This is a genomic window from Nostoc sp. PA-18-2419, assembly GCF_005869855.1.
Classification (GTDB): domain Bacteria; phylum Cyanobacteriota; class Cyanobacteriia; order Cyanobacteriales; family Nostocaceae; genus Nostoc.
In genome coordinates this window covers 78,173-101,015 of record NZ_SZNH01000008.1, presented here as the reverse complement: position 1 = coordinate 101,015, position 22,843 = coordinate 78,173, and the positions used below count along the sequence as shown (strand labels likewise).

General features: G+C 40.1%; 21 protein-coding genes. 11 read left to right on the top strand and 10 right to left on the bottom strand.

All coding sequences use genetic code 11. The annotated features are described in order from the left end of the window. Positions 1–384: a DUF1634 domain-containing protein gene (locus FCR06_RS10600; protein WP_138499345.1), complete on the top strand. Its 384-nt coding sequence runs from the start codon at positions 1–3 to the stop codon at positions 382–384. A gap of 14 nt (positions 385–398) precedes the next feature. Here the strand turns inward: FCR06_RS10600 and FCR06_RS10595 are convergent, their stop codons facing one another. Continuing rightward, entirely contained in the window at positions 399–836 is a 438-nt protein-coding gene (locus FCR06_RS10595) for a YidH family protein (protein ID WP_138499343.1), read from the bottom strand. Between the two features lie 209 nt (positions 837–1,045). On the opposite strand from FCR06_RS10595, the gene msrA reads away from it, so the two are divergent. After that, a complete protein-coding gene (gene msrA / locus FCR06_RS10590; protein ID WP_138499341.1) occupies positions 1,046–1,714 on the top strand; it encodes a peptide-methionine (S)-S-oxide reductase MsrA in 669 nt (222 codons plus the stop codon). A gap of 74 nt (positions 1,715–1,788) precedes the next feature. Here msrA and FCR06_RS10585 read toward each other — a convergent pair whose 3' ends face one another. The 5 genes from FCR06_RS10585 to FCR06_RS10565 form a co-directional block, all read right to left on the bottom strand. Next, complete coding sequence (locus FCR06_RS10585) at positions 1,789–2,982, bottom strand: serine/threonine protein kinase (RefSeq protein WP_138499339.1); 1,194 nt, start codon at positions 2,980–2,982, stop codon at positions 1,789–1,791. A gap of 321 nt (positions 2,983–3,303) precedes the next feature. Continuing rightward, positions 3,304–4,371: a dTDP-glucose 4,6-dehydratase gene (rfbB, locus tag FCR06_RS10580; protein WP_138499337.1), complete on the bottom strand. Its 1,068-nt coding sequence runs from the start codon at positions 4,369–4,371 to the stop codon at positions 3,304–3,306. Between the two features lie 209 nt (positions 4,372–4,580). Continuing rightward, positions 4,581–5,582, bottom strand: coding sequence for a glycosyltransferase (locus FCR06_RS10575; protein ID WP_138499335.1), 1,002 nt, complete (start codon positions 5,580–5,582; stop codon positions 4,581–4,583). A gap of 219 nt (positions 5,583–5,801) precedes the next feature. Beyond that, positions 5,802–6,503, bottom strand: coding sequence for a DUF6391 domain-containing protein (locus tag FCR06_RS10570; RefSeq protein WP_138499333.1), 702 nt, complete (start codon positions 6,501–6,503; stop codon positions 5,802–5,804). A 406-nt stretch (positions 6,504–6,909) separates the two neighbouring features. After that, on the bottom strand, positions 6,910–7,173 hold the full coding sequence (locus FCR06_RS10565) for a helix-turn-helix domain-containing protein (protein WP_096535280.1): 264 nt from the start codon (positions 7,171–7,173) through the stop codon (positions 6,910–6,912). A gap of 356 nt (positions 7,174–7,529) precedes the next feature. Here FCR06_RS10565 and FCR06_RS10560 point away from each other — a divergent pair, with 356 nt between their 5' ends. Then, positions 7,530–8,507, top strand: coding sequence for a carbohydrate kinase family protein (locus tag FCR06_RS10560; RefSeq protein ID WP_138499331.1), 978 nt, complete (start codon positions 7,530–7,532; stop codon positions 8,505–8,507). A 317-nt stretch (positions 8,508–8,824) separates the two neighbouring features. Here the strand turns inward: FCR06_RS10560 and FCR06_RS10555 are convergent, their stop codons facing one another. Beyond that, the gene (locus FCR06_RS10555) at positions 8,825–9,490 is read right to left on the bottom strand and encodes a polysaccharide deacetylase family protein (RefSeq protein WP_138499329.1); all 666 of its coding nucleotides are present in this window, start codon (positions 9,488–9,490) and stop codon (positions 8,825–8,827) included. A 615-nt stretch (positions 9,491–10,105) separates the two neighbouring features. On the opposite strand from FCR06_RS10555, the gene FCR06_RS10550 reads away from it, so the two are divergent. From FCR06_RS10550 to FCR06_RS10535, 4 genes are all read left to right on the top strand, one after another. Further along, entirely contained in the window at positions 10,106–10,990 is an 885-nt protein-coding gene (locus tag FCR06_RS10550; RefSeq protein ID WP_138499327.1) for an RnfABCDGE type electron transport complex subunit D, read from the top strand. Between the two features lie 24 nt (positions 10,991–11,014). Then, positions 11,015–12,391, top strand: coding sequence for a DUF2330 domain-containing protein (locus tag FCR06_RS10545; protein ID WP_138499325.1), 1,377 nt, complete (start codon positions 11,015–11,017; stop codon positions 12,389–12,391). 143 nt (positions 12,392–12,534) lie between these two features. Beyond that, positions 12,535–13,185: a sigma-70 family RNA polymerase sigma factor gene (locus FCR06_RS10540; RefSeq protein ID WP_138499323.1), complete on the top strand. Its 651-nt coding sequence runs from the start codon at positions 12,535–12,537 to the stop codon at positions 13,183–13,185. Between the two features lie 729 nt (positions 13,186–13,914). Beyond that, the gene (locus FCR06_RS10535) at positions 13,915–16,596 is read left to right on the top strand and encodes a CHAT domain-containing protein (RefSeq protein WP_138499321.1); all 2,682 of its coding nucleotides are present in this window, start codon (positions 13,915–13,917) and stop codon (positions 16,594–16,596) included. 108 nt (positions 16,597–16,704) lie between these two features. Here the strand turns inward: FCR06_RS10535 and FCR06_RS10530 are convergent, their stop codons facing one another. From FCR06_RS10530 to FCR06_RS10520, 3 genes are all read right to left on the bottom strand, one after another. After that, a complete protein-coding gene (locus FCR06_RS10530) occupies positions 16,705–17,241 on the bottom strand; it encodes a L,D-transpeptidase (protein ID WP_189523370.1) in 537 nt (178 codons plus the stop codon). Positions 17,242–17,768: 527 nt separating this feature from the next. Further along, on the bottom strand, positions 17,769–18,284 hold the full coding sequence (locus FCR06_RS10525) for a L,D-transpeptidase (protein WP_138499319.1): 516 nt from the start codon (positions 18,282–18,284) through the stop codon (positions 17,769–17,771). 110 nt (positions 18,285–18,394) lie between these two features. Further along, positions 18,395–19,027 (bottom strand): bifunctional 4-hydroxy-2-oxoglutarate aldolase/2-dehydro-3-deoxy-phosphogluconate aldolase, encoded by a 633-nt coding sequence (locus FCR06_RS10520; RefSeq protein ID WP_138499317.1) that lies wholly within the window; start codon positions 19,025–19,027, stop codon positions 18,395–18,397. 528 nt (positions 19,028–19,555) lie between these two features. Here FCR06_RS10520 and FCR06_RS10515 point away from each other — a divergent pair. The 4 genes from FCR06_RS10515 (at position 19,556) to FCR06_RS10500 (ending at position 22,737) form a co-directional block, all read left to right on the top strand. After that, the gene (locus FCR06_RS10515; RefSeq protein WP_138499315.1) at positions 19,556–19,816 is read left to right on the top strand and encodes a hypothetical protein; all 261 of its coding nucleotides are present in this window, start codon (positions 19,556–19,558) and stop codon (positions 19,814–19,816) included. Positions 19,817–20,320: 504 nt separating this feature from the next. Next, entirely contained in the window at positions 20,321–20,593 is a 273-nt protein-coding gene (locus FCR06_RS10510; RefSeq protein WP_138499313.1) for a GlsB/YeaQ/YmgE family stress response membrane protein, read from the top strand. A 370-nt stretch (positions 20,594–20,963) separates the two neighbouring features. Further along, positions 20,964–21,794 (top strand): metallophosphoesterase, encoded by an 831-nt coding sequence (locus tag FCR06_RS10505; protein WP_138499311.1) that lies wholly within the window; start codon positions 20,964–20,966, stop codon positions 21,792–21,794. Between the two features lie 109 nt (positions 21,795–21,903). Then, entirely contained in the window at positions 21,904–22,737 is an 834-nt protein-coding gene (locus tag FCR06_RS10500; protein ID WP_138499309.1) for a metallophosphoesterase, read from the top strand. The last annotated feature ends 106 nt before the right edge of the window (positions 22,738–22,843 follow it).

Below are 22,843 nucleotides of genomic sequence, written 5' to 3'. Positions count from 1 at the left end.
ATGGCAAAAAGCAGCCGCATTAAATCCGAGCAGCGCTTTGAACAATTTATTAGCAACTTATTAAGAATTGGGGTGATTATTGCCACCACCTTAGTTTTAGTAGGTGGAATTTTGTATTTAATTCATCACGGTACAGAGGCTCCCAATTATCAATTTTTTCGGGGAGAACTGCCAGAATTTCGTACTCCATCAGGGGTATTGACATCTATTGAATCCGGTCGTCGGCGTGGGATTATTCAACTTGGACTGTTGGTATTGATTGCCACTCCAGTTTTGAGAGTAGCCTGTTCATTATTAGCCTATATTCGACAACGAAATTTTACTTATATTATTGTGACATTAATTGTATTACTTGGACTTTTATACAGTCTAATTGCAGGATAAATATAAAGTCAGACTTAATATAAATTTCGTGACTGTAGTTGCCTTGGGACAGGAGAACGAGAAGGTACTTTATTACGCCATAGAAGCAAAGGAATACAAAAAAGTCCTAAAATAATTACGACTCCAGTCATAATCCAAACAATTAGTCTACTTGGTTTATAACTTGCACGTTCAATTTGCCAAAAAACCTGGTTATATCGCCACGCAGCTAAGACAATCGTGAAAATTCCAGAAATTACCAAAGCCAGTCCCAAATTTTCGGAATTAGTTAATGGATTTACCCGAGTTTCTTGTTGAGTAATGGCCAGATTAAGCTGGCGCAAAAATATACCAAATCTGGCAATAGCAATTCCAAAACTAATTAATGCAATAGAAGTGCGTACCCAAGCTAAAAAAGTTCGTTCGTTCGCTTGATGCTCCCTTTGGCGGTCAATTTTTGGTAATTTATCCATAAATAATACAATTTTAGATTTTAGATTGAGGATTTCTTTGTGTTCAAAGGACTGGGTATTGGGTATTAGGAAACTCTCTCTAATACCCAGTAACTAGTTTATTACTACACTTTTGGTGAGGATTCTACGAAAACGCCAAGCGATCGCCACAATCTTTACAGCGTTAAAATGTCAAATAAGGTAAAGATGTATATTCAGAGTCAAAATCAATGGCACTATTCGGATTTGGCAAAAAACAAAATATGCCCACACCTGAGGAAGCTTTGCCAGGAAGGGCACAATCTATGTCAGTACCCGCTGCTCATTATGTCAACAAAAATCCCCTAAAACCTCCTTTTCCTGATGGATTAGAGAAAGCAATTTTTGGCTTGGGCTGTTTTTGGGGTGCAGAACGCAAATTTTGGCAGCTTAAAGGAGTTTACACTACTGCAGTAGGTTACGCTGCCGGTTTCACACCTAACCCCACCTATGAAGAGGTATGTAGTGGAAGAACCGGACACAACGAAGTTGTGTTGGTTGTGTTTGATCCCAAAGTGATTAGTTATTCCGAACTGTTGAAAGTCTTCTGGGAAAGCCATAATCCCACCCAAGGGATGCGCCAAGGTAATGATGCTGGTACTCAGTATCGTTCGGGAATTTATGTATACTCTGAAACTCAAAAGCAGCAAGCAGAAGCATCGCTGGAAGCCTATCAGCAAGCCCTTAACAAGGCAGGCTATGGCAAGATTACCACAGAAATCTTGGATGCACCGGAGTTCTACTACGCCGAAGCCTACCATCAACAATACCTAGCGAAAAATCCCAACGGCTATTGTGGTTTAGGAGGAACAAACGTTTCTTGTCCTGTGGGTGTAGTTGAATCGCAAGTGAGTGGATAAGATGGGGCAATGGGGAGATTGGGAGATGGGGAGAATAATAACTCCCAATTGCAGTACCCAATCCCCACTCCTCACTAAAACGCAGATTTGAGCAAAGCGATCGCCCTCAGCCACAACATAATACTAATAGGCGCACCAATTAAAATACCAGCGATCGCCCAGCCTCTTTGATGGGCTTTAAATTGTTCAATACTGCGCCAGCGTCTACTTTTCCAAGCCCATTCATTGCCTTTGGCACCAAGAGCGATCGCCATTAACCACCAGCCGTGGGGTATAAAGCAGAACAATCCATACCACACTTGGTTAGTCCACATCCAAAACCAAGGCATGAGAAATGCGCCCCAGTTCCAACCGAGAATTTCCTCTGGCACTGTTTCATTGTGATTGTTGATACCGCATCCCGAATTGTTAATAATTTCTTTTGCCACTAAAAGCTGAGATTTGTTTGCAGATTTGACAACCAAACCAGATTTGAGAGCATTCAGCGCTTGCTGAGCATTAGTAAATCGTTGTTCTGGCGCAGGTTCAATCAATTTTTCTAACCAACTGATAAAACTGCGGCTGAGGTTAACTCGGTCTGCAAATTGCAGTCGCAAATCTTGCTGGGGTAAATCAGATGGGCAAATACCAGTCAGCACATGAATTAAACTTGCTCCCAATGCATAGAGATCCGATGCCGCTACCGCACGTCCACCAAATTGTTCCATTGGGGCATAACCATAAGTACCAACAACAGTAAAGGTAACGCCTTCTTTTGCTGCTCTATCCTGAACTGCTCCAAAATCGACTAAATAAATTCGATTATCTTCGCCCCAGATTAAATTACTTGGTTTAATATCTCTATGCAATACTCCTGGATTCAGCTCGTGTAAATACGTAAGAATATTTAATACTTCAACGGCAATTTTTTTAGCTCGTTTTTCACTAAACCTTTTGCCACTAGCAAGTTTTTCCTTAAGCGATTCACCAGGAATATATTGTTGTATTAAGCCAAACCAGAGAGTGCGATCGTCGATACAAAAATAATCAATATATTGAGGTATGCGAGGGTGATTTAGCTGTTTGAGAATTTGTGCTTCCCTCTCAAAAAGTTTCAAATCATCCCACTGCACAGTACCACCGAAGGCCAAAAGTTTGACCACAACAGTCGAATTATCGCCATCATCAGCTTTTAAATCCTTTGCTAGCCAAGTTTGGCGAATTCCATTATTGCCAAGTTGACGCTGGATTTGATAACGGTCTTGTAATATCTGTTCTGCTTGCAGCATGTGACACCTGCTGGCAATTTACGCTAATCTTATTCCCTTACTATTCAAGGATAGTCATTATCTACAGAAACTGTGGGAATCTGAGAATTTATTGAAAAAGGAGTCCTCATTCGTAAGAAAATTTAGAACACTCGATGAATTTGAACCAGAGTACTTCTGCAATCACCCCGAAGAAATCGACGATTATTTAACTTAAAGAATTTGCTCAAAATTAAAATAGGCATCCAAGCATAATTATTGAACGTTAATATTATAATCAATTAATTACTTACCCATAAAAAATTGAGACTATTACTGATTAAGTTTTGTCCAATTAATATGTTATTTAACAGAATAATTTTTACGATAGTAAGCTTGATATTCCGCAGATAATAGAGGTTCCCACCAATCACGATGAGTGAGATACCATTCAACAGTTAAACGTAAACCCTCAGCAATTGTGACTGAAGGCGTCCAACCAAGCTCAGTTTTAATTTTATTTGCATTAATTGCATATCTCCTGTCGTGTCCGGGTCTATCCTTGACAAAAGTAATTAACTGCTTTGCTGGACGCACAGGTAAATCAGGTGCTAATTCATCCATCATCTGACATAAAAGTTCTACGAGGTTGATATTTTCTACCTCATTATTGCCACCAATATTGTATGTTTCCCCTGGTTTTCCATGATTGATTACTACATCTAGAGCTAGACAATGATCGCCGACATAAAGCCAATCCCGCACATTTTTTCCATCACCATAAACAGGTAATTGTTTACCAATTAAAGTGTTAATACACATTAGGGGAATTAGCTTTTCCGGAAACTGATAGGAACCGTAATTATTAGAACAATTTGTAATAATTGTTGGAAGTTTATAAGTATGGTAATAAGCACGTACTAAATGGTCACTACCAGCTTTAGAAGCAGAATAGGGACTATTGGGAGCATAGGGTGTAGTTTCCAAAAAAGCTGCATCATTAGGGCTTAAACTACCGTAAACTTCATCAGTAGAAACATGTAAAAAACGAAAATCAGATGGTTGTKCTTTAGCCTGCCAATGTTGGCGAAAAGCTTCCAGGAGAGTGAAAGTTCCTACCACATTAGTTTGCACGAAAGCAGCAGGGCCAAGAATTGAACGATCAACATGAGATTCAGCAGCAAAATGGGCGATGGTATCAATATTTTCTGTTGATAATAACTCATCTATAAGGGAGCGATCGCAAATATCCCCCTGCACAAACCGAAAATTCTCTGTTTGCTCAACTAGCGCCAAATTCAAACGATTACCTGCGTAAGTTAGAGCATCCAACACCACCACTCGGTCATCTGGATAAACCTGACACCAATGATGAACAAAATTCGCCCCAATAAACCCCGCACCCCCCGTCACCAATAATCGCCGACTCATTCAATTTCCTCTCTTCTGTGTGCGGTAGCCTGCAACAAGCCCTCCAGGTGACGCTCCTGCGTCGCTAACGCTGCGCTAACAGTAATCGCTCATGGAGAGCTAGTGTACCCTTGCGCTCTGCGGACTTGTTCGCTTAGCGTCTTTGATAGGAGAAGCAACTGGCGTGGAAACCCCCAAGACTGCACTGCTTCACCGCTGCGCGTCTACGTTTATTTCAACTTCAAATATTTTTTTCTCAGCTTACCATATATCTTTCGTGCGAGTAATTTCCCTCTACGTATTTTCGTCAAACTCTTAATATTAGATCGCTGTTGGAGCTTATGGTCAAAAAACTCATTTAGTTCATCTAAAATAACTTGTAAACGTTTAATAATATTTTCAGTTCTATACTCAGCGAAAAACTCTTCAGACAAACAAAGTGCTACTGAAGAATCAACCACCTTTAGAATACGCTGTACATCATATTCTTGTGAATATCCAGCAATTTTATAGCAATTAAATCCAGGATCTAAGTAATCTGACAATCCACCATTGACACTAGAAAATACTTGACAACCACAGGCAAGGGCTTCCATTGGTTGCAGACCAAATCCTTCACTAACACCCTGTTGTGCCCAGTATTCAGCAGAATCATAGAGGTAAACCTTAGCTCGGTTAAATAATCCAGGTAAATCTTCTACATAAGAATCAATAACCAATACTTTACAACGTTTTTCTAACACTGAAATCAATTCTTTAATTAAATACTCAGAAGATTTGCGAGCCTGAACTAAAACATCAATATCTCGTTCCAGACCTAAATTTTGAAACTCATCAGAAATTTGATTAGGCAAATAATAAATCAAAGAATTGGGAGATTTTTCTCCCCAATATCCCATTGTATAGCGACTAACAGTAACAATCGGAATACTCGCAGGCAAGCTAAATCGATAACCTGGGCTATGTGCATGGTAAACAAGATTGTATTGCTTGAGTTGAGGAACAAGTTGAGCTACATCAAATCCCCAATTAATTACAAAAATCACATCATTGAGATTTTTTTCTTTAAGTAAATCATCAATGAAAAGCTTACCTTTTTCTCGCTGACGGTAAGTTACAACATCAGCACTACAAACCTGCTGAACTAGATTAACAGTTTTTAACTCTGCCCAAAGACCACCGCAGGCAAATTTGCCATCTGTACCAGGAAGTAAGAAGTAAAGTTTTCTCATAATTTTTTAGAGGAGTGGTAGGAGATGAGGAGGCGGAGGGAGAATAACTCTTAGGGAACTCCAAAAAATAAATTATCGGGTTTGAAGTTGATGACTGATGACTGTTGACTGTGAAGAGTGGGATATTTTTTATTTGGCAGTCTTCTAAACTCCTAACCAAAGCTTTCTGAGTCTCTGGTTTTGCTCAACAGTTAACCAGTCAACATTCAACACTCATCTTCATTGTTGCCAGTTTACCGTTACAAAATGGGCTTCGCGTCCCCAAAGGTCGCGTGTACGGACTATGTTTTCAATTGCTAGGTTAAAAGGAATGGCAGTTGTTAAATAACGCTGTGCCATAGAACCTAAATCAGGTGCAAGTTCGGCAGCTGTCGTTGCGGCTAACCCTAAACCTATAAGCTGCTCGATTGGCCGGAATGGTAGCAATAGATGCACGCCTACAGCTAATCCAGCAGTTAAGAGCATTGCTACTGATAAATTTGTGCCACAACGGGGATGTACGGCTAAATCCCATTCTCCACTGGTAAGGCGATGTCGGGCAAGTATGACTGCACGCCGTAAATCACTGGTATTGACTTCGCCGTAGAGGTAAAATCCCTCCTCCGTAGACAAACCACTTAAGAGTCCGTTATCTAGTTTAAGTTTATTGGGTTGTTTTATAGTATGGTATGCACTATCTGATTCACTCAAAACCCAAACAGTGGCATGTTCTAAGGCGTGAACCTGTCGCAGCATCAAAATTTCTTTTAACCCTGGAATGAACGACAACTGCCTAAGTAAGTCAGCATCTTGTGTGGGATGCGGAAAGTCTGAGGATTGAGACTCTAAGGTTGGAACTTTCCCTGACAGAGGTGTTGTCAAATCAAAATTCAAAAATTCAAAGGGAAAAGAACCACCATGAAACCAAGCAGAAGTATTCATCGGAACACTGCTCTCCAAGCCGATGGAGCAACATAGATTTCTTTCAAATGTAGCGCTTACACTACTGAATTATTGCTAATTTTTGTTATTGGGGATTAGAGATTGGAAATTAAGGATTGGGGATTGAGAAAGTATTCCCAAATATTTATTTCCTATTTCCTAGTCCCCAATCCCTAACACTAAATCTGTTGCGTTGAATTTTCAAAGGAATTCCGAACTTTATAGTTTCCGAGCCCGGAGGGTCAGCTGGCTAGATTCACATAAACCCTGCTGAGTCAAGGACTCGGAACTTTTGGTAGAGTGTTCACACTGAAACAAAGGTGTGAGGAGAAAAGCATCAGTAAAGCTCAATATTGGCTTGTCAGCATACTACACCAGATTGATCGCTTTGTAATGAGTGAATTGTTTATTCGATCTGGTTAGGCAGAGGACAGCAATTGACATCATTCAAACAGACTTTGCCCCACTGTAAAGCCCAGCGGACAAGAGCTACTCGATTTTCTGTCTCGGTCTTCGTGAGAATATTACTGATATGGTTATCAACGGTACGCTTGCTAATTTCCAGTTTGACTGCAATCTCTTGGTTAGTTAAGCCAGCGGCCACTAAATCGATAATTTGCAGCTCTCTGTCTGAAAGACTAACAGGGGTCTCAGACTTGCCACCAGCCATGACTATTTCTATCCTCCCTTGGTATATGTACTTAATCGCTCTTTCTAATTCTAGAAGATTCTTTTGGTGGTAGGGGTTTCAAGTTGTTAGCAGTAATACGATTATCAATATTTCTTTCGATTTCAAGTTGTCAAAAATTTATTGAATAAATTTAACCATGTAAAAAATATAGCACATTATTATAATTTTATTTAGTTAAAATACTGACACAACTAAAGTGTGTATTAGAAGCATATATATTATTGAAGTAGTAAAAATTGCTATTGAATTCTATGAAGGACTGGCGACAGATTAGCAAAAATTATTGTAGATTTTATACTGGAAATTTTTAATCCCAAATCAAAATCTAAAATGAAATGAGCAATCCCCGTGTTTTGTGCCTTGGTGAAATTTTGTTTGATTGTTTAGCTGACCAATTGGGGCTAAAGCTGGAAGAAGTGAAATCCTGGACTCCTTACCCAGGAGGGGCACCAGCTAATGTAGCCTGTGCTTTAGTCAAGCTGGGGACACCAACAGGCTTTATTGGAGCTGTTGGCGAAGATGAATCAGGAAATGCACTGGTGAAGCTATTACAAGATGTGGGTGTAGAGACAATAGGGGTGCAAAGCCATCCTACAGCACCAACGCGGCAAGTTTATGTGACACGGGATCTAGCTGGCGATCGCACTTTCGCTGGATTTGGTGAGTATGATACCTCTGAATTTGCCGATACTCGCCTGCAAGCCAAACAATTGCCAAATTCGCTGTTTCAAGAGGCGGATTTTCTGGTTTTTGGTACTTTAGAATTAGCCTATCCTGAAAGCGAACAGGCAATTCATCGCGCCTTAGAATTAGCAGAACAATTCGACCTAAAGATTGTACTGGATGTCAACTGGCGTCCTGTATTTTGGCACGATCCAAACATCGCTCATCAAAAAATTCCAGAATTATTTAATAAAGTCGATTTCCTCAAACTCTCCAAAGAAGAAGCGGAATGGTTATTTGAAACCACAGATCCGGGAGCCATCACTTACCGTCTGGCTTCTATTGAGGGAGTGCTAGTAACAGATGGAGAAAACGGTTGCAGTTATTGTCTAGGCGAGAACGAAGGCAAATTACCCTCATTTTCTATCCCTGTAGTTGATACAACTGGTGCAGGCGATAGCTTTTTAGCAGGATTTATCCACCAATTGACTCAGCATGGTATCCATAGCTTGCGGGATGCAGAAACAGCAAAACGCATTGTCACCTATGCTAGTGCTGTTGGAGCGCTGACTACCATTAAACCAGGTGCGATCGCCTCTCAACCTACAGCTGCCGAAGTCGAAGCTTTTCTAGCCACACATCAACTTTAGGAAGTAGCAAAAGTGCTGGGAATATTAGCTTTTAAAGGTTAATATTCCCAGATAGAAAATAGATTGAAATTTGAATTTAGTATTGATTATGATAGCCCAATTCAATGAAAGCAAAGCATCTAATCAACTGATAATAACCTGGGAAGTCTTAACCAAAAATTTTTAAATAGAGGATGAACCAGTAAAGAATACAGGTCAGCCAATATTAGTTAGTGCTTTGGGTGAAAGTTGAGACTACTGAATGATATTTTTAAAACATGTTCTAATAGTAGTAACTGCTGTTAATTAGCGCCAAAATTGTATTCATCAGAGATTTTTCACCGTTGCCATAGAGTATCAACAGTCACAAACTTATAGCCTTGATGTAGCAGTTGGGGAATAAGAATTTTGATTGTGGCAGCAGCATCTTGTCCACCGCACGCACCATCATGCAAAACAATCAGTGAACCATTTTTGACTTGCTGCATAACTCGTTTTACCACAGTGTTGACGCCTGGTCGTACCCAATCTTCTGGTACAACGCTCCACATAACTGGGCGGTAATTCCACTGTGAGAATAATTTTAAAGTAGCTGGTGTAAATAAACCATTGGGCGGACGGACATCCCGCACTTGTTCTGGTTGTAAATTACAGGCATTGTAAATGGCAGCTTGGGTTTTTTCTAAACTCTCCTTGAGTTCATTTGGAGAAAGCATCGGAAAAGAGCGATGATCATACCCATGCAATCCAATCCAGTGTCCCTGATCGCTCACGGCTTTAGCAATGGCTGGCGAACGGTTAACGCAAACACCCAACCAAAAAAAACTAGCTGTAATATTGTACTGGTCTAAAACTGCTAAAACTTCTGGTGTGTATTCAGGATGAGGCCCATCATCGAAGGTCAAAGCGATCGCTTTAGAATCGGGATTTCCAACCCAAAGGCAATTGGGAAAACTTGGCACAAGTATGCGGTGGAAAATTGGAAATAGGGGAGCTAACTGCATTTTGCCTCGTAGCTGATAACTTTTTGTAGGTGTTAGTGCCGAAACTGCGATGTCTGCGAGGGGCTACGCCTATGCTTTTGGCAATGATTCATTATTTGATTAACTAGAACGTAGGAGACAGGAGAAAAAAGCTACTTCATGAGCAGATTTTATTATATTTAATTCTCTTAACCCACTTTAAATGATAATTTACCTTCCTCAGAACTCGGCGATTGTTGTTTAGAACTCGGCGGTTCGTGTTCGGAACTCGACAGTTTATGTTCAGAACTCGGCGGTTGGTGTTCAGAACTCGGCGGTTCTTGTTCAGAACTAGACAGTTCGTGTTCAGAACTAGACGGTTCTTGTTTAGAACTAGACAGTTCGTGTTCAGAACTCGGGGGTTGGTGTTCAGAACTCGACAGTTTGTGTTCGGAACTTAGTTATAGCAGTTGCCAGGTGGATTAGGACATAATGACAAGCGTGAATTTCAAGAATAGTAATTTACCTCCTGCCTTCTATCTCTTGCCTCCTACCTCCTGCTATTTCTGTAACAAAATCTGTAACAGCAACATAATTTGAGCTAATACTCGTCTAAATTGGGGAGAAATCTCCGGGTAATCCCTGAATTAATAGATAATGTTGCTCAAAGATATACGAGACTACCAAATTCTGTTTTTGGGCTTGTTCCTAGTCTTGGGAATCGGTACACGAGACTGGACACTGCGACCAGAGTTGATTGCAGTAGCGATCGCCACTTCTTTAACAACTCAATCGATATTGTCATTAGTCATTAATCATTGGTCTGCAAATAACACAGAACACAGCCTAAATCTTCGCAGTGCTTTAATCACTTCCTTGGGACTGAGCCTGTTGTTGCGGGCTGACCATTGGACAACAATGGTAATCGCCGTAGCAAGTGCGATCGCCAGCAAATTTATCTTTCGAGTCGGCGATAAGCATTTCTTTAATCCGGGCAATTTTGGCATCATTTGTGCGTTGATTTTCACCCGCGACGCTTGGGTTTCACCAGGACAGTGGGGTGAAGAGTGGTGGTATGGGCTAGTATTTGCTGGTACTGGCGGTATGGTTTTGCAACGAATTGGTCGCTGGGACACTACAGCAGCTTTTATGGGTGCATACTCCCTCCTAGAGGCGATTCGTAATCTTTGGCTGGGTTGGACTTGGGATGTTTACTGGCACCGATTAATGAGCGGCTCATTGCTGCTATTCGCTCTATTTATGATTACCGATCCGCGATCAATTCCCAATTCCCGGATTGGGCGTGTAGTTTGGGCAATCTGCATCGCCGGATTAACTTTTATCTTGCGGAATTATTTCTTCATTTCCACAGCAGTTTTCTGGGCACTGTTTATCCTTGCACCATTGAGCATTTTGCTAGATGTCCTTTGGTTAGCCCCAAAATTTTCTTGGCAAACAGGGGATCAGGGGGATGGAGAGAATTTTACCCCACTATCCCTAACTCTTAAATCTTGTACAGACGCGATTAATCGGGTCTCTTAACTTAAAAAATACAGAGGTATGATAATGAGATTTTTTCGATTTTTGACGCCATTATTATTGGCAATTGTAGTTGTTTTGTGCTTTGCACCGACAGCTTGGGCATTTTGTGGATTTTATGTAGCCAAAGCTGATACAAAATTGTATAACAAAGCTTCTCAGGTGGCGATCGCGCGAGATGGCGATCGTACTGTTCTAACGATGGCAAACGATTTTCAAGGTGAAGTCAAAGATTTTGCGATCGTGGTGCCTGTGCCAACGGTGCTGCAAAAAGAGCAAGTCCGCGTGGCTGAACCCAAAATTATCGAACGTTTGGATGCTTTTAGTGCGCCGCGGTTGGTCGAATATTTTGACTCAGATCCTTGTGCCCCAGTTTACGAATATGACCGACCAATGGCAGCACCAGCACCAACATCAAGCAATGAATCAGCACGTGCCAGAGGTGACGCTAGTTTGGGTGTCACGGTGGAAGCACGTTTCAACGTCGGTGAATACGATATCGTGATTCTCAGTGCTAAAGAATCTGGCGGACTAGAAACTTGGCTCCAACGCAATGGCTACAAAATTCCTAAAGGGGCGAAACAGTTACTTAAACCCTATGTCCGCTCTTCAATGAAATTCTTTGTTGCTAAAGTCAACTTAGATAAATTTGAGAAATCTGGCTACCAGTTCCTTCGTCCGCTACAAATTTCTTACCAGTCACCTAGATTCATGCTGCCAATTCGTTTGGGCATGATCAATGCCACAACAGAGCAGGATTTAATTGTTTATATCCTCTCGCCTGAAGGACAAGCAGAAATCACTAATTACCGGACGGTAAAAATCCCCTCTGATGCCAACATTCCCTTATTTGTCAAAGATGAATTTGGTGAATTTTACAAATCTATGTTTCAAACCGCCTACACCAAAGAAGACAAGAAAGTTGGTTTTTTGGAATACGCTTGGGACATGAGTAATTGCGATCCCTGTTCTGCCGATCCCCTAACCTCAGAGGAACTCAAGGAAGCAGGTGTATTTTGGCTAGATGATAATTCTGCAAGTAATGTCCCAGTATCCCCGAACTTTCGTCGTTCCGTTCCTAGAAGTAATGTCTTTATCTCCCGCTTGCATGTCCGTTACACCCGCGACAAATTCCCCGAAGACTTGATATTTCAACAAACTGGTAATCGTGATTCCTTCCAAGGGCGTTATGTTTTACAACATCCCTTCCAAGGAGAACTCAAGTGTCAGGCAGGTAGAGAATATAAGCGTTCTTTACCCAAGCGTTTTGAACAAGAAGCCCAAACTTTAGCTAAACTAACCAACTGGAATATCCAAGACATCCGTAACAAAATGAAACTGAGCATAAGTAATCTGAGATTTTCTTGGTGGGAAAATTTCCTGTCTTGGGTAGGATTGTATTGAGGGAAGATAGGGAGAATAGTAACTCCTCAGTCAACAGTTAACAGTCGCAATGCCTCATGCCCCATATCGTGACGAAAGGTAATTTTCTAAGGCGTTGTTATACGCAATACTAAGATATTCTTGCTTTGTTCCTCAAGATTGTCATGGTTCAATTAGATGAACAGCTACGCCGCTTAGTTACCGAAGCCTGTGGATACCCACCTGGAAGCCCTCAGCGTCAGAAGCTGCTCACGCAAATTATTCGTTTGACAGCAAGTAGACTCTGGAGAGATAGTACTCCCTATTATCAAGACGCACTACAACAAACTTGGTTGTATTTCTGCCGTAATGTTTGTGAAGGTTTGACAGGTCAAATATATGACCCCGCTTATGGTACTGTGATCACCTGGCTGAATGCTTACCTAAAACGGAGACTACAAGACTTTTACCTTAACCAAAACCGAGAACAAGCCATAACAGTCCCTCTTAGAGTTCGTCAGTCTACATCCGGTGGAACAACTGAAACCATCGATCCTGTAGATAATCTCCCGGCTAACCCGGAAGCACCCCCAATTCTGGAAGACTTGGAGAGTTGGGTGAGGACGGACTCTGAAGGAGAACTCCGCAGTATTTGCATCAAAGGGCGTTCAGACATAAATTGTCAGGTGTTAATTCTCAAACGCCTACCCCCGGAAGTTAGCTGGAGAGAGTTGTCTGAAGAATTTGGGCTGTCAATTCCGACCTTGAGCAGTTTTTATCAGCGCCAGTGTCTACCGCGTTTGCGTAAATTCGCTCAATCAGAGGGCTTGTTATGAATAAACAACAGGAGGTGTTAATCTGCTAACGATCCCAAAGTTAAACAAACTGGCGTGAAAACCATGCCAGTCTTTTTTATCAGGGAACTCCAAAAAATAAAAACAACCACTTGAACTTGCTGACTGATGACCGATGACTGATGACTGTTGAGTATCAGCAGGAGGATATTTTTGATTTCTCAGTCCCTAAAACAGAATACATACGTCAGTCGCGAGAAAATCAAATTGAATTCTGTGTCAGTGGCGAATGAATAAACGGTAACTCAAAAAAGATACTTAAGTTACATACACGATTCCTATTTGATTTGTGAAAATTGAAAAGCTTAGACCTAGAACTTCTTTGAGAAGTCTGGGATCTGGTTGCTCATGAATGATTTAGGTTTGATATAAATTTACATAATTATTATCAATAATAATACTTTTTGTTGATGACAAAATTTTTATTTTATGTATTTGGTTAAAGTTAAAAAAGGCTGCTTGGGCAACTAAACTGAGAAAGCTTAGGGTCTGAAAACATACTAGTGGACATAATAATTAAGTAGGTGAAAACCTTCACTAAAAATAAAACTTAGATAAAATAGCTCAAAAAGAATAAAACTATTATCAATCCCTGATAAATAAGATTGTAAAGGCTTAGGAATAGGTAATGAATATAAATGGTAACATTACCCTGTAGCCCAAGTACTTACAGTTAATTTTCTAGGTTATATTTATTACCTTTCTTTTGCCATGCGCGTGATTAAAAAAACTAGGATTCTTGGCGCAAATTTTCTAAAAGTTCAAAGGCAAAAAGTAATACATTTGTCTTTCTACTTCCTAATGGGTTTGTTATGTATTCTCGGTTCACCTGTGCTGGCAAAAGTTCCTAGCTCAATCAATTCCTCAATCCAACAGCCAATTAACAGTATTATATCCTCAGTCGTAGCTACTAATACGGCTTCCATAGTACAACAAGGCAAATTTTTATACGATACTGGAAAATTTGCCCAAGCAGTAGAAATGTTGCAGCAAGCTATCAAGGCATATCGCCAGCAAGGAGATAATTTGGAATTAGCGGCGACATTGAGTAATCTTTCGCTGACTTATCAACAGCTAGGTGAATGGAATCAGGCGCAGCAGGCAATTACAGAAAGCTTAAATTTGCTCAAAGGAGAAGAAAAAAAAACTCTGCAAATATTGGCGCAATCATTGAATATTCAAGGTAGTCTGCAACTATCAATGGGACGGGCTGAAGCAGCTTTAGCAACTTGGGAGAAGACGGAAGCAGTTTATAAAAAAGTACACGATCAAAATGGTGTAGTGCGATCGCTGATTAATCAAGCACAGGCATGGCAAGCCCAAGGATTTTACCCTCGTGCAATCAAAACACTCGAGAAAGTTAGTCAGACGTTAAAATCTCAACGAGATTCTAAAGAAAAGACAATGAGTTTGCGATCGCTTGGTGATGCACTTTTGGTAGTGGGCAATTTAAAAGACTCACGCCAAGTCTTAGAAGAAAGTTTAACAATTGCTCGAAACATGCAATCAAGCGCAGATATTGCCGCAAGTCTGTTCAGCTTGGGGAATAATGCTCGTAAACGACAAGATAAAAAAAATGCGAGCGCTTACTATCAACAAGCTGTTGCAACTTCTGCCTCACTCTTAACAAAAGTCCAAGCGCAATTAAATCTCTTGAGCCTACTCATCGAAGACCAACAATGGCCAGAGGTTCAAACTCTTTTATCATCGATCGAACCTCAACTCGACCAACTCCCCCTCAGCCGTGCTAGTATCTATGCCCAGATTAATTATGCACAAAATATACGAAAAGTCAACAAAAATAATTCACAAGTATTAATTAAAAATTCTTCCTCCTCACTCAACACTCAACACTCAGCAGTATTACTCGCCAATGCCATCAAGCAATCCCACACCTTAGGTGACAAGCGAACAGAAGCCTATGCCTTTAAAAGTTTAGGTGGTTTGTACGAAGAAAGCGAACAGTGGCTGGAGGCACAAGACCTAACTCTCCAAGGATTAGCTTTGGCACAGAGTAGCAATGCACCAGAAATTACGTATACATTAGAGTGGCAGTTAGGTAGATTACTCCGGGCACAAAAAGATATTAATGGTGCGATCGCTGCTTATGATGCAGCTGTAGAAACCCTTCAGCCTCTGCGTAAAGATTTAATAGTAAATAACGACATAGTTAATCAAGATGTGCAATTCAACTTTCGGGACAGCGTGGAACCCGTTTACCGACAGTCAGTAGAATTATTGCTGCAATCTCAACAAGGAAAAGCAGATGAGAAAATATTGGACAAAGCACGCGAGCGAATTGAAGCACTCCAACTAGCAGAATTGGATGACTTCTTCCGGGAAGCTTGTCTGCAAGGTCAAAAAGTAATCCTAGATAAAGTGGTAGACCGAGCTAATGCTAGCGCTGCTATTATCTATCCAATTATTCTTCCGCAAGAACTCCAGGTAATTGTCAAAATTCCTAAACAACCCCTGCAAAATTACAGTACTAAGATTTCCCAATCACAAGTAGAGGAGCTCTTAGTAAAACTACGAAAAAATCTTGTTAATCCCACTGCCACCAAAATTGTTAAAACCCAGTCACAAGAAGTTTACAACTGGCTACTCAAGCCGATTGAGTTACAATTGAAACAAAATAAAGTCAACACCCTAGTATTTGTTCTTGATGGTGTATTACGTAATATACCAATGTCAGCTCTCTACGATGGCAACCAATATTTGGTACAGAAATATGCAATTAGTCTAAGTGTAGGTCTGCAACTCATAGACCCGAAACCGCTGGTGAAACAGAAATTAGTAGCTCTCACCGCAGGATTAACTCAGCCCCCGCCAGGATTCAAGTTTTCTCCATTACTTGGGATAAAATTTGAATTCGACGGCATTACCAAAGCAGGAGTTTCAACAACAAGTTTGTTGGATGGGAATTTTAAGAAAAAAAATTTAGAGAATGAAATTGCTGCGACTTCATTCAACATTGTACATTTGGCAACCCACGGTCAGTTTAGTTCTCGCCTTGAAGACACTTTTATTTTGGATTTTGATGGTCAAATTAACGTCAAAGATTTCGATACTCTCTTCCGCACTCAAAGCAAAAGTATAGTAGAGCTATTAGTCTTGAGTGCTTGCCAGACAGCAGCAGGAGACAGCCGCGCTGCACTCGGTTTGGCAGGAGCAGCTGTTCGAGCCGGCGCACGCAGTACCATCGCCTCCCTCTGGCAAATTGATGATAAGTCAACGGCAATGTTTGTAAGTGCTTTCTATCAAGAACTCAAAAGTGGCAAAATCACTAAAGCCGAAGCAGTTCACCGCGCCCAGCTAACACTGCTGAAACATCCTAATTACAAAGCACCAAGCTTTTGGTCTTCCTATGTATTGATTGGCAATTGGTTGTAAAGGAACTTCAAGAAATAAATTATCTGGTTTGAAATTGATGACTGATGGCTAGCTCTTGAATCCTCATTGAATGTACTGTCATTTAAACAAAACGATCGCTCTTGGATATTATCTATGCACCACTACTAAGGTTCCTGTTGTAGCCCAGTTGTAAAGATTACGAGCTTGCTTAACAGGTAAGTTTACGCAACCGTGGCTGACTGGAGTCCCAAAACGATTATGCCAGTAAGCACCGTGGATAGCGTAGCCTCTGTAGAAATACATTGTGTAAGGAACGTCAGGAATATCGTAGCCCCTTCCTCGCATCCGGTGAGTGCGATACTTAGAATTAATCCGAAATCTACCTATGGGTGTAGGGGTTGATCGCTTACCTGTGGAAATTCGGTATGAATAAACAAGTTTATTACTTTCCCATCCACGTAAGCGTTGTTCTGATAAATCTATTTCAATCCAGCGAGATTGGGATTGACTGATACTAGATACAGTGATGCTGTTTTCAGCGAGCGATGTGGCTTTGGCTGTAGTCGAGTTAGGGGTACTTGTTAACGGCGGTGACCAAGAAAATAAAGTCGCCACCATTAGCGCCACACCTGTACAAAAAGTTTTTGAAGAACGAATTCCACCACTACCAATCCAGGTTTGCATTATGCCTCACCTTCTAAACTACGTAAAAATCATCAAGTGAAGTAATTTTCTAGAGCACTACAAATTTCTAGAAAAACTTCTAGCTGACTGTAGAGGATTTACGCAATTTATCCGTTGATATTGCAGATTTATCCTTTGTTATTTGTCATTTGTCTTTTTTTATTCAATAATGACTAATGACCAATAACAACTTTTGGAAAAAAATCTGTAATTTGATTACGCCAATGCAAACTTTCCCCAAACTAATATTTGCGTTGGTAATTTTACATAAAAGTTGTCAGGATTTACGCTTATTCATTTTAGGCAAATCTAGCGTATAAAAATGAAATAGATAATATCTTGGATACTTTTAGAATATATTTTTGATCCAAAATTTCAAATCTATAGCCTACTCTATATTTTACTTTAAGTTGAGTAATTTCGATTCCGAAGATTCCCAGCAATATTTGATGCTAGGAATCTTTCAATTATCTTGATTTGTCGTTATTTATAATTTTGTCAAAATTGCCTTTTAGCTGGTTCACTTATTATCTATGGATAACTACTGGTGTCCCTACCGATGCCCACTCAAATAGCCATTTAGCATGTTTAGGTGCGAGATTTACGCAGCCGTGGCTAACTGGAGTGCCAAATTTCTTATGCCAATAAGCTCCGTGAATACCGTAGCTACCTTGGTAAAACATTGCATAAGGAACGTTAGGAACGTCGTAGTTTTCTCCCCGCATTCGTGTGGTTTTAAATTTGGATTGAATCTTAAAAGTACCAATAAGAGTAGGAGTGGATTTCTTTCCTGAAGAAATCGCACTTCCATAAACAACTCTGTCACCTTCCCAAGCTATTAATCGCTGCTTGGAAAGATTGATTTGAATCCATCGTTTATCCGATTGTTGTAACGTCTGGATTGTTTGTGCAATCATTTGAGCTTTAGAATTTGCCCAAACTTCACTCGTTCCAGTAGTAGTAAAAACACTTAAAGACAATGCGGTTCCAACGAAGAGTATTTTTAAATGACGCACCCAGTCAGGATAAATCAGTCTTTTCATACTAGATACACTCACACTCTAATTATCTGTCTTCAGAAAGTTATCGGTTTTCACCTTATTCCATATCTATTACTTTTATAGACATGAATTTTTGATGATTTGATTCTAAGTTAACCTAATTGTTGGATCAGCTTTCTTGCTCCTGATGCGATCGCCTGCCAATTTCCCTCACGAATAAGCTTTTTAGGAAATAATTCACTGCTCAAACCCACAGCGATCGCTCCTGCTTCTAAAAATTCTTTGGCATTTTTTAGAGTGACACCGCCAGTAGGAATTAAAGGAATCTCGCCCAGTGGTCCCTGTAAACTTTTAATATAATCAGCCCCACCCACCGCTTGTACGGGAAATACTTTTACACAACTAGCACCTTGATTCCAAGCGGTAACAATTTCTGTGGGAGTCAACGCTCCTGGAATAATGGGCACATGTTTTTCTTGTGCTGCTTGAATCATTGCAAAGTCAACATGGGGTGTAAAGAGAAATTGCGCTCCACAAGCGATCGCTTGTTGTAGCTGCTGCACATTGAACAGCGTACCAGTGCCAATAGTACAGTCTGGTAATTCCGAACGTAATTGACCAATTAATTCTCCGGCGCGATCGCTATTCCACGTAATTTCAATTAGCTGCATTCCCCCAGAAGCTACAGCCATCGCCATTTGCCGTCCCAATTCGATTTCCGGAGCGCGGATAACGGCAATTGCTTGATGTTTTTCTAACTGTGATAACCAAATTTGATTAGGCATTTTGACGGGGATTGGAGAACTTGGGACTGGAGACTAATACCGCTTGGCAGAATTATTCAAAGGGTATGGGGGGTGCCATATTTGAAAACGTGGGATTGTAGCAGTGAGGCCGTTTGTTTCGTATTAGTACTATGTATTTTTCCTAATTACTGTTGTGTAACGCTTTTAGACATTTTATGTGGTTAGTTTTTGACAGTACTGTACTAAGTACCGCCGTGAAGTCAAAGGTATTATCAAATCAGCTTTTTAGAGGTTTTAAATCCTTGCTCGTCTTGCTCCTGTTCTGAGTTGCGGGAACCGCCGCACCCTGTGGGAAGCCGGAGAAGCGTTTACAGACTTTACACTATTGAGACCGTGACATACTAGTTTTCTTAATGGGCAATTTTCAATCCTAATATCTAATCCTCCACTCTTGTACTTGCTTCTTCCTTCAAGCTATGAGATATTAAATAAAACAACACTAATTCTATCGATTTACCGTAATTTGCAATTAACCCCTCAGTGTTTATGAATAAAAAAGTAACTAAAATGACAATTACACAGAAAAGTACAGCAATATCTTTTCATAATTCTAATAGCCTTAATCTAAGTAATTTATGGAAGTTTATACAACTAGGTACAACACAACTCAAAATACTTTGGTGGCATATTCACGCATACGGGACGATTTTAGGTGTCATGCTGTTAACTTTGAGCAGTTTGATTTATCTGATAATCCATCACTTTTTAAACAAGCTTCTGCCAGCTCTGACGCATCGAGATGAATGGAAGATTAGCAGTATTAAGTGAGAGATGGTTGTCATTGATCAAAATAATTCCTAATTATTACAAGAGAAGGTACAAGGCAGACGACGGTTCTGTCCTCCAGCAAGAACTGCCCTCTGTTTTAGAACTCAAAAGTTTACACTGAGCGAAGTCGAAGTGTGAAAACAACTGTATTTTCGGCTTTTGCGCTATTTTGAATAATCTGCTTATTTCCGCCGTGCTGTATTAGTCGAGTAGTAGCTCAACTTAGGAAGAGAGGACAAATGACACTTATAGTAGAGGAGATAGCTAAAGAAAAATGCATATACTGCAATTACCAAGCAATAGTTTGATAGCTCCCAGTTAAAGACCTGCTAGGAGCTTTTTTTGATTGATTATCTATTGAAATAGGTGGATAGATAAAAAAGTAGTACTAATTCAACTACTCCTTATGGATATAAATAATTAATTCTGATGATGGATGGAGTATAAATATTAAGATTGCTAATATAAGTTCGTAAGTAAAAAATCTTTATCGAGTCAGAAACAATGAATATTCTTGCTTGGATTGTTTTAGGTCTAATTGCTGGTGCGATCGCTAAGGCTATCTACCCTGGTCATCAAGGCGGCGGAATTCTAGGAACAATTGTATTAGGAATTATTGGTGCATTTGTTGGCGGTAGCCTGGGTATATTCTTCAGTACGGGAACCTTAACTCTAGCGGCTCCTACTCTCAGTATCCCGGGTATTGCAGTAGCAGTTCTTGGTGCAATTGTTGCAGTTTTCATTTGGAACTTATTAACTCGTCGCAGCGCTCTATAGAAGCAGAATTGCGGTCAATATACGAATGAAGATTTAGGAACTTCTTTGAACTATTTTATATTGGAATTAAATCGAAAGAATAGTGCCACCGTACAAATACGATGACACTATTTTTGATTAATCATAAATTAAATAATAATTATTAACCAGCAAAATAAACTATTAAAATCTCAAAAATTTGGTGTTAGATAATTAAAGTATAAATTCGAGCGAGCGTGGTAATAAGTTTATTTGAGACTTAATATAAGTATAAATACACTAAGATATAGAATTTTCATGAAATTTTCAATAAGTTGACTGATTCCTACACACAAATCGACGATGTTCCGTTAAGCTATAAGCTCTATGATTATGGTTTATTGAACATCTTATGCATTGGTTGTTATCTGGGCCGTTGAGTACAGAGAAATTGACGGTTAAGATTGCGGGTTTGCCTGCACCGTTACAAGGTAAGAAGTTGGTGCAGTTGTCAGATTTTCACTATGATGGTTTGCGGCTGTCAGAAGGTATGCTAGAAAAAGCGATCGCAGTTAGCAACCAAGCTGAACCAGATTTAGTTTTATTGACTGGTGACTACGTCACTGACGATCCCAAACCAATTCACCAGCTTATACTTAAACTAAAACATCTCCAAAGTCGCTGTGGGATTTATGCTATTCTTGGCAACCACGATATATATTACAAACACGCAAAAGCAGAAGTTACAGAGGCATTAACTAGCATTGGAATTCACGTCCTTTGGAACGAAATTGCCTATCCACTAGGAAAAGAATTACCACTGGTTGGACTGGCTGATAGTTGGTCACGGGAATTCAATCCGGCATTAGTTATGAACCAGCTAAACCCGACCACACCCTGCATTGTTTTATCTCATAATCCAGATAGTGCGGAGATATTACAAGCATGGCGAGTCGATTTACAATTATCTGGTCATACTCACGGTGGTCAAATCGTAATTCCTGGAATTGGACCTGCGGCGTTCGTCTACAGCAAGATTGCTAAAAAAATACCTTTGAAAATGCGGCGTCGAGTGCGATTTTTAGAAGAAAACGTTTATATAGTCAGCCATTGGGAATGGGCGCAAGGTTTTCATCGCTTAGGAAAAAATCAGCTATATGTTAATCGTGGCTTGGGAACTTACCTACCAGGACGTTTATTTTGTCGTCCAGAAGTTACTATAATCACGCTACAAAATGAGTAATTCCGAATTCAAAGTGTTCAGACACAGATCAGATTATTGCTATTTATAAAGTTGCATTTTGAATTTTTGGTAAGCTGTAAGCGCTGGTATGAGGAGTATCGGTTGCCTTATGCATTGGTTATTTACAGGACATTTAAAAGTAGATAAAGTAACGGTTAAGATTGCGGAACTTCCAGCATTTTTACAAGGTACAAAACTGGTGCAGTTGTCAGATTTTCACTACGATGGTTTACGGCTATCGGAAGACATGTTAGCAAAAGCGATCGCACTTACTAACGAAGCTGAACCAGATTTAATTTTATTAACTGGTGACTATGTAACTGATGACCCAACACCGATTAATCAATTAGCGTTGCGATTAAAACATCTCCAAAGTCGTTGTGGTATTTACGCCGTCCTGGGTAATCACGATATCTATTACAGCCACTCGCAAGCAGAAATTACAAAGGCGTTAACTAGTATTGGGGTGCATGTACTTTGGAATGAAATCGCTTATCCACTAGGAAAGGAATTACCATTAGTAGGACTAGCTGATTATTGGTCGCGGGAATTTCATCCCGCAGTAGTTATGAATCAACTAGATTCGATTACACCCCGCATTGTTCTATCACATAATCCAGATACAGCCAAAATATTGCAACAATGGCGTGTAGATTTGCAATTATCTGGTCATACCCACGGTGGTCATATCGTAATTCCGGGCATTGGTCCTGTAGTACTTTATTATAAAAAGCTCCTGAAAAAAATTCCGAAAAAATTACGGCGTTGGGTAACATTTTTACTAGGAGACTACTCAAAAGTGGTGCGATATTGGGAATGGGCGCAAGGATTTCACAATGTGGAAGAAAATCAACTATATGTCAATCGTGGCTTAGGAACTTATAAACCAGGACGCTTATTTTGTCCGCCAGAAGTGACTGTGATTACATTAATTAGTCATTAGTCATTGGTTTAAATAAATAACAAATAACTAATGACAGCCCTCTGTGGTGAGAGTGTAATTTAAATACATAACACTCAAAACAGAAACCGCCTGAAGCTACGATGGA